The organism is Paraburkholderia bryophila, assembly GCF_003269035.1.
In the GTDB taxonomy this organism is placed as follows: Bacteria; Pseudomonadota; Gammaproteobacteria; order Burkholderiales; family Burkholderiaceae; genus Paraburkholderia; species Paraburkholderia bryophila.
The window spans coordinates 48,466-61,563 of the sequence record NZ_QLTK01000007.1; the positions used below are offsets into that span (position 1 = coordinate 48,466).

Consider the following 13,098-nt stretch of genomic DNA (forward strand, 5'->3'; position numbering starts at 1 on the left):
TTGAGCAAATCGAGTATTCAGGATATCGCGGCGCAGCGCAATACTTTGTCTCACGACGCCGGCACCCGCCGACGCGCAATAAAGACGAAGGAGCATGGCCATGTTGAACTGGATCGGATACCGCAAAGAATTGTTCGGCCGCATCGGCGAAATCGGCAAACTGTCGCCGGATACCGTCCGGGCTTATCAGACGATGTCGAGCGCCGGTCAGAAAAGCGATCTGCTGGGCGCGAAGACGCGTGAGCTGATTTCGCTGGCTGTGGCGGTGAGCTTGCGTTGTGACGGTTGTATTACGGTGCATACGGCCGAAGCGCTGAAGCAAGGCGCGACGCGCGATGAAATCGCCGAAGCGCTGGGCGTGGCGGTGGCGATGAATGCCGGCGCGGCAATGGTGTACTCGGCCCGGACGATGGATGCGGTCGCGGCTTATTCGAGTGAAGCGGCGGATGGGGGGCGGTAACGGGTGACGTGTGTGGTCAGCGATGTCGACGTGCGCGGAAGGCGGCTGAGTGAGCAAAAAATCACACTGCCGCCTTTTTCTTTTCAGTCAGAAATTCACAGGTCGAGTCGACGACCCTTATACACGCCCATTCTCAATCCATGCTGCATAGTCTGCGGACCGACATCGGTCCCGCATAAAATCGTTGATTTTCCTGGTTAAAATCGGCGCTTTTTAGTTTTAGGAAGCAGTCGATGCCTGTGTCCTGCTCTTTCCGCCTCAACGGCAAACGAATGTCCATCTTGCTTTGCCCCGGTTTGGGCGGCGTTGCAGCCTTCTCAGGTGATGGTGAGTCCATTGATGACCCGAACGCAACCACGAAGCAGGATGAGGGTCCCCTTCCGGCCGGCACTTACTTTATCAACCAGCGACATTTATTCCTGGTACAACCATTCGCTATTACGGAACGGTGAACGTGCGATGAAAGGCTTCCTGACCAGGCTCTTTCTGGCGGTCGTGCTGACCGTACCCATCGGTTGGGTGCTGGGGTCTTTTGACTGGTTCTGGGCACTCGCCAAAAGCCCCTTGGGGCACAAGGTGCTCGGATGGGCCTCACTCCCGTTCGAACCACTCGACGGTGAAAGCTATGACGATCCGGTTGTAGCTGTCATGCTCGTCGTGAGCTTCATCATCGCAGCGCTGATGGTATGGGGCGGGCCAGTCGCCGTGCGCGCATTTCTTCGGAGAAGCCGGTGGCGGTTCCCGTCGTGACATCGAACAGCCCGTAAGGACAAAAAAGCCCGCTGCCAGAGCGGGCTTGGTGCCGTCAAGAATGCCTGCATCTTCACGTCACGAGCGGCCCTGTAAAGATCGTCCTTCGCTGCAATTACACCGCGTGCCGCGCCTCTTCCAACTGCTTGCGACGCACCTCGCCCTGCCGCTCCAGCATCCAGCCCGGATACTCGGCCGGCAGCGTGCTGACCTGGTCGAGTTTCGTCAGTTCATCCGCGCTCAGCGCGACGGCGGTCGCGGCGATGTTGTCGTCGAGTTGCTCGACCTTCTTCGCGCCGACGATCACCGACGTCACCACCCGCTGGTGCAACAACCACGCGAGCGCGATCTGCGCAACCGATACCTGTTTGGCCTCCGCGATGTCGCGCATCACGTCGATGCAGTCGTACGCGCGCTCACGGTCGACCGGCGGAAAATCGAACGTCGTGCGCCGGCTGCCCGTCTCGCCCTGCTGTTCACGTCCATATTTGCCGCTCAGCAAACCGCCCGCGAGCGGACTCCACACCATCAGGCCCAGGCCTTCGCTGTGCAGCATCGGCACGAGTTCGCGTTCGAGGTCGCGCCCCGCCAGCGTGTAATACGCCTGCAGCGATTCGAAACGCGCGAGCCCAAGGCGCTCCGCGATCCCGAGCGCCTTGACGATCTGCCACGCGGCCCAGTTCGACACGCCGACGTAGCGCACGTGGCCGTGCTGAACCAGCGTGTCGAGCGCGCGCACGGTTTCCTCGATCGGCGTGGCCGGATCGAAACCGTGGATCTGATACAGGTCGACGTGATCGAGTTGCAGGCGTTTCAGGCTAGCCTTCACACCGTCGATGATGTGATACCGCGACGCACCGCGTGCATTCGGAAACTCGCCGGTCTGGCCGAACACCTTGGTCGCCACGACGACCTGGTCGCGCGGCACCTTGAGGTTTTTCAGCGCCTGGCCGGTGATCTGTTCGGACAGGCCGCCCGCGTAGACGTCGGCCGTGTCGATAAAGTTGATGCCCGCGTCGAGCGACCTGCCGACCAGCCGCTCCGCGTCGGCCTGCTGCAGATCGCCGATCTGCTTCCAGATGCCCTCGCCGCCGCCGAAGGTCATCGTGCCCAGACATAGCTCCGAAACAAACACACCGGTGCGGCCTAACGGGTTGTAACGCATTGCGCAGACTCCATCGTGAAGGGGTGGATGGGTGAGGCGTAGAGGGTACTGCAATTGGGGGAAGTCGGCTGGGGGCGCGGCAATGGTCATCGGGTACGTTCTATGACCGGCCGAAAGTTGGCGCTGTTGATTGCGTGGGATTCTGACAAACGGCGGGGGCTGTGGGATTAGTCGTGATGTATTCCTGGCTCAGAGAGGTTTGACGATATAAATATGAGTTCCGTATAGGACTAAACTGATTCGCGGTTATATCAGGCCAGGCAGCGGATTTAACGTCAGAACTCGAAGATGTAAAATTTTGCTACGGCATCGGAATCAAATTCCCGATGCATAAAATCGATTCTATTCCTCATTTAGAATTGGCGTTTTCAGCTTTGGGGCAGCCTCATGCCGTGGACATTTCAGCAAAGCACCGGGAAACTTTCGTTTAATGGCGAGCCCGTCGAAACGGGTTATTCAGGTGCTGCCACCGGTAAGAACAATCCGGCCATGCAGTCAATTCAGAACGTGGGGCCGATCCCACGCGGTAGCTGGCAAATCGGTGCGCCTCACAGCTCTCCACACACCGGAAGTTTCACGCTCAACCTCGCGCCCATGGTGGGAACGAATACCTTCGGGCGAAGCGCTTTCCGAATCCACGGCGACAGCACAGCTCATCCGGGGCAGGCATCTGACGGATGCATCATCATGGGCGTTCATACTCGCCACCGTATTTGGTCAAGCGGCGACCGACGCCTGGAGGTCATCCAATGAAGCGCGTTTCTGGTTTTACATTGGCACTCGTATTCGCTTGCTCAGCCGCACCTGCAATTGCAGATCAACCAAACGCGTCCGTTCTCGTAAATCAGCTTGAAAACAAAGGGGCAAAGGCCACGGTGAGCGGGATGTCTGAGTCTGAGTGGAACAACGTCCTGACTCGTATCGATTCCGGTAACACGGCATGGGTTGCGCTTGCGCCCAAGCTAGCCGAAGGGACGGACGGCGGATATTCCGAAGACCTTGGAATCGGGTTGGCTTACGCTCTTCCAAAGAACCCCAAAGCGGTACTCAAGGCCATTGATCCGAATAACGGGCCGGTGCTTGGCGTTGGTCGCGTCTGCTCTGCTCCGTTCATCGAAGATACGGTTAAAGACATTCCGGCGTACATCAGGCGCGCCAAAGCCGCGTTGCGCGACGTGCATGATCCGGCATTGCAAAACGTGAAGGATGCCTGTCTGGCGGAGCTGGCGAAACCTTAAAGTGATTCGGGTCACTCGATACATTGCAAACGTGGCAGCAACGCTGGTGCCGGGCGTGCTGCTCGCCCGGTGTGTTGCTAATCTGCCTGTCGGATGACCATGGTTGAACGGGTCTATCCGGTTCGCGCTACGTCTGCCTGGCCTTCCCGCGTACGACAATCCCGACGATATGTTTGATCTTGTCGGGGTCGTGATTTTCTTCGCCTGCCTGATCGTTGGCGGTTGGTTGTGTGGCTCTTCAACGTCGGCGAACGGCACTAGTCATAAGAGTCGGAATTACAAGAATCGGAACAGCCCCCCGCTGGCGCCATCTGAACCTGAAAAAACATCCTCGCCGACAAATTCACCATATCGTCCCACTGCTTACCAGGAACCCGTCGCGCATAACGGCCATCCCAATATCGGAATCGCATAAATTGGAATAATTTGCCCGCTAAAATCGCGGCCTTATACCGGAGAATGCGATGAGCGATAACGAGAACGTTTATAGATATGGCCTCCATACCAACCTTCGCCCCGTAGACCTGTTTTTCTTCGTGGCTTTGGACGAAACTCGAAAGCAACTTGGTCTCGATGACCTTGCCAGCGCGGCAGCTATCTTGCTGGGTAACAATGACATACCCGTTGCAGGAAAGCTTGGAGGTGCGGTGACTGGCACATCAGTCGCCTCGCTAGCAGCGCGGCGAATCCTCCCCTTCAACGTGGCAATCCGTCTACCTACCATTACCCGAGACGGAATCGGCGGTCTTCGAATTGCGATGACCAGAAGTCTTGGCGCTTTCGTCGGGAGAGCGATTCCGGTGATCGGCGTGGTGGTCCTGGCTCGCGATGTCTTTCTTATCATGAGACACTCGGTGATGATGTTTAACAGGCTGGTAAAACCCGAAGACCGGATATTCTGAAATGGCTGATGTAGCTTGGGATCAACTTGAAGCGTTTGCCCGCAAGGAATTGGGGCGGCCGATTTTCGGCGGTCCACTTAAATTGACGCCGGCTAGCAGGCTTGAAGAAGACCTCCGGCTAACTGGGCTTGATGCTGTCGAATTTATCGACAAATGGGCCGAGACTTTCCACGTCAAGGCTTATGGTTTCCCATATCGTCGCTACTTTGGCCCCGACAGCCTCGACGTGATCAAGTCAGTTCTCGGCGTGTTCTCGGAGAAATTCCGCGATCCAGACCTCGTGCCCCTTACCTTGGGCATGCTCGCCGAAGCGATGCGACGCGGGAGATGGGACACCGACGAGATCGAAGCAACGTGCAATATCGACCTTCGCCGGCAACCCTAGATATCCCGTTCCTTGGCCCAGCGCGGGGGTTTTATTTCGTGCCGCAATCGCTTCATTGCAATTGATTGCATCGACCACCCGGCTCGCTCGCGCGCACGGTCATCCGCCTCACGTCCCCCCAGCAAACCCCGCCTAAACCTGCCAGACTGACCGAAACCACGCCTCTAGATATGGCCCCCAACGCCCCCATCTAAGCCCTCATGACTTCGGCAAAGACAAAGCCCACTGCCGCGCTAAACGCGGCTCGCCCATCCAAAGCGTCGCGCAAAGCGGCGGGCACGGCGTCGGCCAAATCAAACACGTTCACCGCCCTAACCCCCTTCCACCCCGCCGTCTCCAACTGGTTCAAAAAAACCTTCCCCGCGCCCACCGACGCCCAAACCGCCGCATGGCCGCCCATCCGCAGTGGCCGCTCCACGCTGGTCGCCGCCCCGACCGGTTCGGGCAAAACCCTCACCGCTTTCCTCTCCGCACTCGACGATCTGGTCCAGCAAGGCCTCGCCCATGGCGGCGCCCTGCCCGACGAAACGCTGGTGGTCTACATCTCGCCGCTGAAAGCCCTGTCCAACGACATCCGCATCAACCTGCAATCCCCATTGCAAGGTATCGCCGAAGAACTCGCCGCGCTCGGCCTGCCGCCGCTCGATATCCGCACCGCCGTGCGCACCGGCGACACCACCCAGCAAGAACGCAACACGCTAAAAAAGCGCGCGCCGCATATCCTCGTGACGACACCCGAATCGCTCTACGTGCTGCTCGGCTCCGACTCCGGCCGCCGCATGCTCGCCACCGTGCGTACGGTGATCGTCGATGAAATTCACGCGCTCGCGGGCAGCAAGCGCGGCAGTCATCTCGCGCTCAGTCTCGAACGGCTCGACGCGCTGTGCCAGCGCCGCTTGCCGCGGATCGGCCTGTCGGCCACGCAAAAGCCGGTCAGCGCGGTCGCGCGCTTTCTGGTGGGCGGCGCGAGCCTCGCGAGCAGCGAACCCGCCGACTGCGCGATCGTCGACGTCGGCCATATCCGCGCCCGCGATCTCGCGCTGGACATCCCGCCGGTGCCGCTCGAAGCGGTCATGTCGAACGAAGTATGGGAACGCGTCTACGACCGTCTCGCCGAACTGGTGGCGATGCACCGCACCACGCTGGTTTTCGTCAACACGCGCCGCATGGCCGAACGCGCGGCGCGTCATCTGACCGAGCGGCTGGGCAAGGACGCGGTCGCCGCGCATCACGGCAGCCTCGCGAAAGAACATCGCTTCGACGCCGAGCAGCGCCTCAAACGCGGCGAGTTGCGAGTGCTGATCGCGACGGCATCGCTGGAACTCGGTATCGATATCGGCGACGTCGAACTGGTCTGCCAGATGGGTTCGCCGCGCGCGATCGCACCGTTCCTGCAACGCGTCGGACGTTCGGGCCACCAGGTCGGCGGCATGCCCAAAGGCCGGCTGTTTCCCGCCTCGCGCGACGATCTGATCGAATGCGCGGCGCTGCTCGATTGCGTGCAGCGCGGCGAACTCGACGCGCTGCGAATTCCGCGCGCGCCGCTCGACGTGCTCGCGCAGCAGATCGTCGCCGAAGTCTCCAGCGCCGAATGGAACGAAGACGCATTGTTCGACATGATGCGGCGCGCCGCGCCCTACGCGGACCTCGAGCGCGAGCAGTACGACGCCGTGCTGCGCATGCTCGCCGAAGGCTACACGAGCCGCAACGGTCCGCGCGGCGCCTATATCCACCGCGACGTGGTGAGCAGGACGCTGCGCGGCCGGCGCGGCGGCAAGCTGGTGGCCGTGACCTCGGGCGGTACGATTCCCGAAAATGCCGACTACGCGGTCGTGCTCGAACCGCAGGCGATCAACATCGGTACCGTCAACGAAGACTTCGCGGTCGAAAGTCTGGCCGGCGACGTGTTTCAACTCGGCAACGCGTCGTACCGTATTCTGCGGATCGAGAGCGGCCGCGTGCGGGTCGAGGACGCGCAAGGCCAGCCGCCGAATATTCCGTTCTGGCTCGGCGAGGCACCGGGACGCAGCGACGAACTCTCGTTCGGCGTGGCAAGGTTGAGAGAGCAGATCGGGCATCGGCTCGGAGCGCAAACCGAAACCGATCCGGCAACCGGATCAGAAACCCCACCCGCACGCCTCGACCACGCGATCGACTGGCTCATCGACACGCTGCATCTCGACGAAGCCGCCGCGCGTCAGATCGTCGACTATCTCGCCCGTGCCCGCGCCGCGCTCGGCGTACTGCCGACGCAAAACACGCTGGTCATGGAACGCTTCTTCGACGAATCCGGCGGCACCCAGCTCGTGATTCACGCGCCGTTCGGCAGCCGCGTGAACCGCGCGTGGGGCCTCGCGCTGCGCAAGCGTTTTTGCCGGACCTTCAACTTCGAACTGCAGGCCGCCGCCACCGAAGATGCCATCGTCCTGTCGCTGACCGGCAGCCACGCGTTCGCGCTCGACGAAGTGTGGCGTTATCTGCATTCGAACAGCGCCGAGCATCTGCTGATCCAGGCGCTGCTCGACGCGCCGCTGTTCGGCGTGCGCTGGCGCTGGAACGCGACCACCGCGCTCGGTTTGCCGCGTTACACCGGCGGCCGCAAAACCGCGCCGCAACTGCAGCGCATGCGCAGCGAAGACCTGCTCACGAGCGTGTTTCCGGAGCAGGCGGCGTGTCTGGAGAACCTCGTCGGCGAGCGCGAACTGCCGCGCCATCCGCTCGTCGACCAAACGGTCGACGACTGTCTGCACGAAGCCATGGACAGCGACACCTGGCTGGCGCTGCTGCGCCGTATGGAACAGGGCGAGGTGCAACTGGTGGCGCGCGATTTGCCCGCGCCGTCGCCGCTGGCCGCCGAAATCCTGACCGCGAAACCGTACGCGTATCTGGACGACTCGCCGATCGAGGAGCGCCGCACCCAGGCGGTGATGAATCGCCGCTGGACCGATCCCGCCAGCGCCGACGACCTCGGCGCGCTCGACGCCGATGCGATCGACAGCGTGCGCGACGAAGCCTGGCCGCAAGCGCGCAATGCCGACGAGATGCACGAAGCGCTCACGGGCCTCGCCTGCATCACCGAGGCCGAGGCGCAGACGCACGAAGGCTGGCCGGCGTGGCTCGCCGGGTTGGCCGGGTCCGGCCGCGCGACGCGCCTGCAGGTCAGCGACACTGTCGCGCTATGGCTGCCCGTCGAGCGCCTCACCTGCTTTCAGGCGCTCTACCCCGGCGTCCCGGCCACTCGCTACGCGCCGCCGCTCGTCGCACCCAAAGGTTACGCCGACACCTGGACCGCCGACGACGCCCTGCTCGACGTCCTGCGCGCGCGCCTGACCGGCTTCGGCCCGCTGCCCGTCGAAGCGATCGCCCAGGCGCTGGACCTGCCGGCGGCATCGGTCGAACAGACGCTGACACGCCTCGAAGCGGAAGGCTACGTGATGCGCGGTCGCTTCACGCCCCACGCCGACCTGGAAGAATGGTGCGAGCGCCATCTGCTGGCACGCATCCACCGCTACACGGTGAAACGCTTACGCCGCGAAATCGAGCCGGTGGAACGGCACGACTTCATGCGCTTTCTGTTCAGCTGGCAGCACCTGACACCGGACACGCGCAGCGAGGGCCGCGACGCGCTCGCCGCAGTACTCGACCAGATGGAAGGCTTTCAGGCCGCTGCGGGCGCATGGGAAGACGAGATTCTGCCGGCTCGCGTGAAGGCCTATTCGAACACTTCGCTCGACGAACTATGCCGCGCCGGCAAGATCGTCTGGACCCGTCTGAGCGACCGCGCGCGCAGCGGCGCGGGACCGATCCGAAGCACGCCGATCGTGCTGTTGCCCCGCGCTCAGGTGCGCGTGTGGAACGCGTTGATCGACCCGTCGAAGCAAGCGGCGTTGTCGGCGCGCGCGCAAAGCGTCTACGACGCGCTGGCGCGACACGGCGCGATGTTCTTCGACGAATTGCTGTCGGAAGTCCGCGTTTTGCGGATGGAACTGGAGAACGCTTTAGGCGAACTGGTGGCCGCCGGTCTCGTGAACTCGGACAGTTTCGCGGGTCTGCGTGCGCTGCTGAAGCCCGTGGCCAAACGCAATGCGTTCCCCAGCAACCGGCGCGCGCGATCGAGCGCATTGATCGGAGGAATGGACGACGCGGGCCGCTGGGCGCTGGTCAGCCGCCCAACGGCCGCTGCCGAGCCCGAGCCCGTACCCGCAACTGAGCGCCGCAGACAGTTGCCGCCCGACGTGCTCGAGCATGTCGCCATGACACTGCTGCGTCGCTATGGCGTCGTGTTCTGGCGTCTGCTCGAACGCGAGGCCGACTGGTTGCCGCCGTGGCGCGATCTGCTGCGCGTGCTGCAACGCCTCGAAGCGCGCGGCGTGATTCGCGGCGGACGCTTCGTCAACGGACTCGCGGGCGAACAGTTCGCGTTGCCGGAAGCGATTCCCGTATTGCGAGAGGTTCGCCGCCATGCGAACGATGGTGCTTTTGTGTGCGTCGCCGGCACCGATCCGTTGAATCTGGCGGGCACTTTGCTGGTCGGGGAACGCGTGTCCGCCGTGGCCGGTAATCGGGTGTTGTATCGCGATGGCGTGGTGATTGCCACACTCGTGGCAGGGACTTTCTGGTTCGCGCCCATCGTGGACGGCAATCCCGTCGAACGGGAGCGGGCACGCAGCTGGCTGGCAAAAAGACTCTAGGGATTGCACCCGCTTTGCACGCGTTTTGAACGCGAATTACTCGGCTAATTACACAGTCGGGTCATTTAGAAGCACTAAAGCCGATTTTGAAGCAAGCCTTAAAGTTCCGGACTGTCCTTCCGTTAATGTTTATAAGCCCGAAGCGCTGCCGCTTAGCTACAATGGGTAGAGTCTTAAGTATGATGAAGACTGTCTGCCGCCTTCCGCCTTAACGGCGGCCAACGGCACACATCGCCCGGGGACCCCATGAACGACGACCAACACGAGCAGGTGCTTTTTGCCCAGTTCGGCACAAGCAGCCCATGCTGGCGTCTGTCGACCGACAGCAACGCGCTTGAACTCACGCCCGTTACCGGCGACATGCCCGCGAATGTCGCGATTCCGCTGAACCCTCAACAAGCTTCGCAGATTCGCTGCCTGACCGGCGTCACCTCGCATCTGATCGCCGACGTGCGCCTGTTCGGTGAGCCGTTGCGTCTGCATCTGGTCGGCAAGAAGCTCAACAGCAACACCTGGGCCGGCACCGCCTCCGCGTACGACGACACCGAATCGGTGGCGCGCGATCTGGTGCATGGTCTGTCGTTCGCCGAGCAGGTCGTCTCCGAAGTGAATTCGGTCGTGGTGATCGTGGACAGGCACGGGCGAATACAACGCTTCAACCGGCTTGCCGAGGAACTCACCGGCGTCAAGGAAGAGAACATCATCGGCCGCAACGTGTGGGCGCTGTTCATGTCCACCGAAGACGGCGCCGCCTCCAGCCAGAACATTGCGGGCTTCTTCAATCGCGGCGTGTCGTATGAAGTCGAGCGGCGTGTCAAGACGGTGCACGGCGAACGGCTCTTCCTGTTCCGCAACAAATTCGTCCAGAGCGGCAGCGGCGTCGAGGAGCAATTCCTGATCTGCTCGGGCACCGACATCACCGAAGAACGCCTCGCGCAGGAACGGCTCACCCAGTTGGCCAATACCGACGCGCTCACCGGCCTCGCCAACCGCAACGCGATCCAGGACAAGATCCGCGTCGCGATCGAAGAAGCCGCGCCCGGCGAAGCGGTCGGCGTGCTGTTCCTCGATCTCGACAACTTCAAGAAGGTCAACGACCACTACGGTCACGTATTCGGCGACCGGCTGATCCGCGACGTGTCGTCGGCCATCAGCACCTGTCTGAACGAAGGCGACGTGCTCGCGCGACTGGGCGGCGACGAGTTCATCGTGCTCGCCGCCAAGGGCACCGCGCACGAACTCGAATTCACCGCGCAACGCATTCTCGAGCGCATGCGCACACCGTTCGCGCTGGGCCTCGTGGAGGTCTATACGGGCTGCTCGATCGGCATTGCGTGCTATCCGGAACATGGCGACAGTCTCGAATCGCTGATCCGTTCCGCCGACACGGCCATGTACGTCGCCAAAGACGAAGGCAAGCGCACGCACCGCGTGTTCTCGCCGGACATGAACCGCCGGGTCGCCGAATATATGTGGCTCGACACCAACCTGCGGCGCGGGCTCGACGAAGGCCAGCTTACGCTGCATTACCAGCCCAAGCTGTCGCTCGCCACCGGCACGGTGCAAGGCGCCGAAGCGCTGGTGCGCTGGAATTCGCCGGAACGCGGGCAGATCATGCCGGCGGAGTTCATCCGCTATGCGGAAGAATCCGGCCTGATCGGCGTGCTCGGCCGCTGGGTCATGAATACCGCCGCGAAGCAGGCCGCCAAATGGAAAACCGACGGCTACAACCTGCGCATCGCGATCAATGTATCGGCGCGGCAACTGGTCGATACGGCGGTGGTGCGCCATTTCACCGAGGCGCTGCAGAACGCCAGGCTCGACCCCTGCCTGATCGACCTCGAACTCACAGAGAGCTGCCTGATCGAAGACGAAGCGGCCGCGCTGGAACTCATCAAACAGTTCCGCGTGCTCGGCGCGCAGGTGCATCTGGACGACTTCGGCACGGGCTACTCGTCGCTGTCGCAACTGGGCCGCATTCCGCTCGACGTGATCAAGCTCGACCGCAGCTTCGTGCGCTCGATCAACGCCGACACCAAGGCGCAGGCGCTGGTGCGCTCCATGGTGGCGGTTGCCCAGGAGCTGGATCTGAAGGTGGTGGCCGAGGGGATCGAGACCGAATCGGAAGAACTGTTCATGAAGGGGCTCGGCGTCGATTACGTGCAGGGTTTCCTGTACGGCCAGGCCATGCCGGCCGCTGAATTCGAACGCTGGTTGCAGGATAGGCAGAAGCTCAGACTGATTGCCTGAGCTTCCGACCGCGCCGTGAAGTCCCATTGAGACCACCCGTTGCGGTTCGAGGCGTTTGCGAGAGCCGCGAGTTATCAGCCGCGATTCATCAGCCGCGATTCACGCGAAGTTGGCCGCGCTGGAGGCCGTCTGACGCAGGTTGGACGTACGACGGTTTTGCAGCGTCACCAGCCGCTCCATGAAAGCGAGGTCCTTCTCCTCGATCGTGAAGGCGGCATCCACCCAGTCCTCGGTGATTTCCATCAGTTCGGCACGCGACAATTGCAGCACGCGCTGGCGAGCCCGCAGCATCGCGCGAATGCCGTTCATCTTCGGCTTGAGCGTATCGATGAACGTGCGCGTGGCCAGATAGGCATCGCCGGGTTCGAACAGCTGATCGACCAGCCCCTTGCCGTAGTGCCATTCCGCCGTATGCGACTCCCCCACGCCGATCAGTTCCTCGGCGAGCCGCATGCCGGCCTTGCGCGCCACCAGCGAATAACCGCCCATGCCCGGGAACAGATTGAAGGCGATCTCCGGGAAGCCCATGCGCGCATCGTTCTGCGCCAGCAGGAAATGGTGCGCCAGCGCCGCCTCGAAGCCGCCGCCGAGCGCCGTGCCTTCCACCATCGCGATCGAAATCGCGCCGGTGTCGAAGCCGCGCGCCGCCGCATGCACGCAATCCACGCAGGCACGCGCGTAGGCCATCAGCGCCTGACGCTTGCCCGAGCGAATCGTCTCGGCGAAGAAATCGAGATCGCCGCCGACGTTGTACATGGTCGGAATCAACGACCCGGTCACCCAGAAATCGATCTGCAGCCCCGACTCTCGCGCCGCCTGCGCGAGCCCCAGAATGTCATGCACCAGATCGAGGTTGAAACAGGGACGCGGTTGGGCTCGCAACATCATCCACATGATGTTGCGGCCTTCTTCATAGTAAGCGGAGATTTGCGACAGGTTGCCGGCTTCGATGAACGGACGGCAGGCGTGGTGGCTATGCAGATTCATTTTGAACGGTCCTTTAAGGTTAAACACTGGTAATGCAATGCGAGCCTAAAGCAGACCGGAATCGGATGGGAGCGGGGTAACCAACAGATGAATGCAAGCGCTTATCGAAGCCACGCCGGACGGCGCTCCGGAGGCAGGCAGCCGCCTATCGACGCCATGCCGGGGACGCAAACGATTGCGCACCGAAGATGGGCGAAATTAGCCCGTAAATGAACATGCCGCCGCGCGCAAATAGCGAGCGGCGTAAATTCGAATTTTTTGCCGAATTGG

Annotated in this window: 11 protein-coding genes; 9 read left to right on the forward strand and 2 right to left on the reverse strand. The window is 62.1% G+C overall.

What is annotated here, in order from left to right:
* Nucleotides 1-100: 100 nt before the first annotated feature.
* The 3 genes from BX591_RS13775 to BX591_RS13785 all read left to right on the forward strand — a co-directional run bounded on the left by BX591_RS13775 (nt 101) and on the right by BX591_RS13785 (nt 1,210).
* Complete coding sequence (locus BX591_RS13775; protein WP_111932002.1) at nt 101-460, forward strand: carboxymuconolactone decarboxylase family protein; 360 nt, start codon at nt 101-103, stop codon at nt 458-460.
* Between the two features lie 272 nt (nt 461-732).
* Nucleotides 733-912, forward strand: coding sequence for a tlde1 domain-containing protein (locus tag BX591_RS13780; RefSeq protein ID WP_244146959.1), 180 nt, complete (start codon nt 733-735; stop codon nt 910-912).
* A gap of 7 nt (nt 913-919) precedes the next feature.
* Nucleotides 920-1,210 (forward strand): hypothetical protein, encoded by a 291-nt coding sequence (locus BX591_RS13785; protein ID WP_111932004.1) that lies wholly within the window; start codon nt 920-922, stop codon nt 1,208-1,210.
* Nucleotides 1,211-1,325: 115 nt separating this feature from the next.
* Here BX591_RS13785 and BX591_RS13790 read toward each other — a convergent pair whose 3' ends face one another.
* Entirely contained in the window at nt 1,326-2,375 is a 1,050-nt protein-coding gene (locus tag BX591_RS13790) for an aldo/keto reductase (protein ID WP_111932005.1), read from the reverse strand.
* A 387-nt stretch (nt 2,376-2,762) separates the two neighbouring features.
* Between BX591_RS13790 and BX591_RS13795 the strand changes: the two genes are divergently transcribed.
* The 6 genes from BX591_RS13795 (at nt 2,763) to pdeR (ending at nt 11,841) form a co-directional block, all read left to right on the forward strand.
* Complete coding sequence (locus BX591_RS13795) at nt 2,763-3,128, forward strand: tlde1 domain-containing protein (RefSeq protein ID WP_111932006.1); 366 nt, start codon at nt 2,763-2,765, stop codon at nt 3,126-3,128.
* Nucleotides 3,125-3,613, forward strand: a complete 489-nt coding sequence (locus tag BX591_RS13800; protein WP_111932007.1) for a hypothetical protein — start codon at nt 3,125-3,127, stop codon at nt 3,611-3,613. Before BX591_RS13795 ends, BX591_RS13800 begins: the two co-directional genes overlap by 4 nt.
* A 464-nt stretch (nt 3,614-4,077) precedes the next feature.
* Complete coding sequence (locus tag BX591_RS13805; protein ID WP_111932008.1) at nt 4,078-4,515, forward strand: STM2901 family protein; 438 nt, start codon at nt 4,078-4,080, stop codon at nt 4,513-4,515.
* A gap of 1 nt (nt 4,516) precedes the next feature.
* Entirely contained in the window at nt 4,517-4,900 is a 384-nt protein-coding gene (locus tag BX591_RS13810; protein ID WP_111932009.1) for a DUF1493 family protein, read from the forward strand.
* Between the two features lie 200 nt (nt 4,901-5,100).
* Nucleotides 5,101-9,591 carry a DEAD/DEAH box helicase gene (locus tag BX591_RS13815; protein ID WP_111932010.1) on the forward strand — a complete coding sequence of 1,497 codons (4,491 nt, stop codon included), beginning with the start codon at nt 5,101-5,103 and terminating at the stop codon, nt 9,589-9,591.
* A gap of 246 nt (nt 9,592-9,837) precedes the next feature.
* Nucleotides 9,838-11,841 carry a cyclic di-GMP phosphodiesterase gene (pdeR, locus tag BX591_RS13820; protein WP_111932011.1) on the forward strand — a complete coding sequence of 668 codons (2,004 nt, stop codon included), beginning with the start codon at nt 9,838-9,840 and terminating at the stop codon, nt 11,839-11,841.
* A 99-nt stretch (nt 11,842-11,940) separates the two neighbouring features.
* Here the strand turns inward: pdeR and BX591_RS13825 are convergent, their stop codons facing one another.
* The gene (locus tag BX591_RS13825) at nt 11,941-12,828 is read right to left on the reverse strand and encodes a crotonase/enoyl-CoA hydratase family protein (protein ID WP_111932012.1); all 888 of its coding nucleotides are present in this window, start codon (nt 12,826-12,828) and stop codon (nt 11,941-11,943) included.
* Between the last annotated feature and the right edge of the window lie 270 nt (nt 12,829-13,098).

What these genes read in the sequence shown, in the direction of transcription:
- BX591_RS13775 (WP_111932002.1), top strand. Translation starts at nt 101, where the DNA reads ATGTTGAACTGGATCGGATACCGCAAAGAATTGTTCGGCCGCATCGGC.
- BX591_RS13780 (WP_244146959.1), top strand. Translation starts at nt 733, where the DNA reads ATGTCCATCTTGCTTTGCCCCGGTTTGGGCGGCGTTGCAGCCTTCTCA.
- BX591_RS13785 (WP_111932004.1), top strand. Translation starts at nt 920, where the DNA reads ATGAAAGGCTTCCTGACCAGGCTCTTTCTGGCGGTCGTGCTGACCGTA.
- BX591_RS13790 (WP_111932005.1), bottom strand. Translation starts at nt 2,375, where the DNA reads ATGCGTTACAACCCGTTAGGCCGCACCGGTGTGTTTGTTTCGGAGCTA.
- BX591_RS13795 (WP_111932006.1), top strand. Translation starts at nt 2,763, where the DNA reads ATGCCGTGGACATTTCAGCAAAGCACCGGGAAACTTTCGTTTAATGGC.
- BX591_RS13800 (WP_111932007.1), top strand. Translation starts at nt 3,125, where the DNA reads ATGAAGCGCGTTTCTGGTTTTACATTGGCACTCGTATTCGCTTGCTCA.
- BX591_RS13805 (WP_111932008.1), top strand. Translation starts at nt 4,078, where the DNA reads ATGAGCGATAACGAGAACGTTTATAGATATGGCCTCCATACCAACCTT.
- BX591_RS13810 (WP_111932009.1), top strand. Translation starts at nt 4,517, where the DNA reads ATGGCTGATGTAGCTTGGGATCAACTTGAAGCGTTTGCCCGCAAGGAA.
- BX591_RS13815 (WP_111932010.1), top strand. Translation starts at nt 5,101, where the DNA reads ATGACTTCGGCAAAGACAAAGCCCACTGCCGCGCTAAACGCGGCTCGC.
- pdeR (WP_111932011.1), top strand. Translation starts at nt 9,838, where the DNA reads ATGAACGACGACCAACACGAGCAGGTGCTTTTTGCCCAGTTCGGCACA.
- BX591_RS13825 (WP_111932012.1), bottom strand. Translation starts at nt 12,828, where the DNA reads ATGAATCTGCATAGCCACCACGCCTGCCGTCCGTTCATCGAAGCCGGC.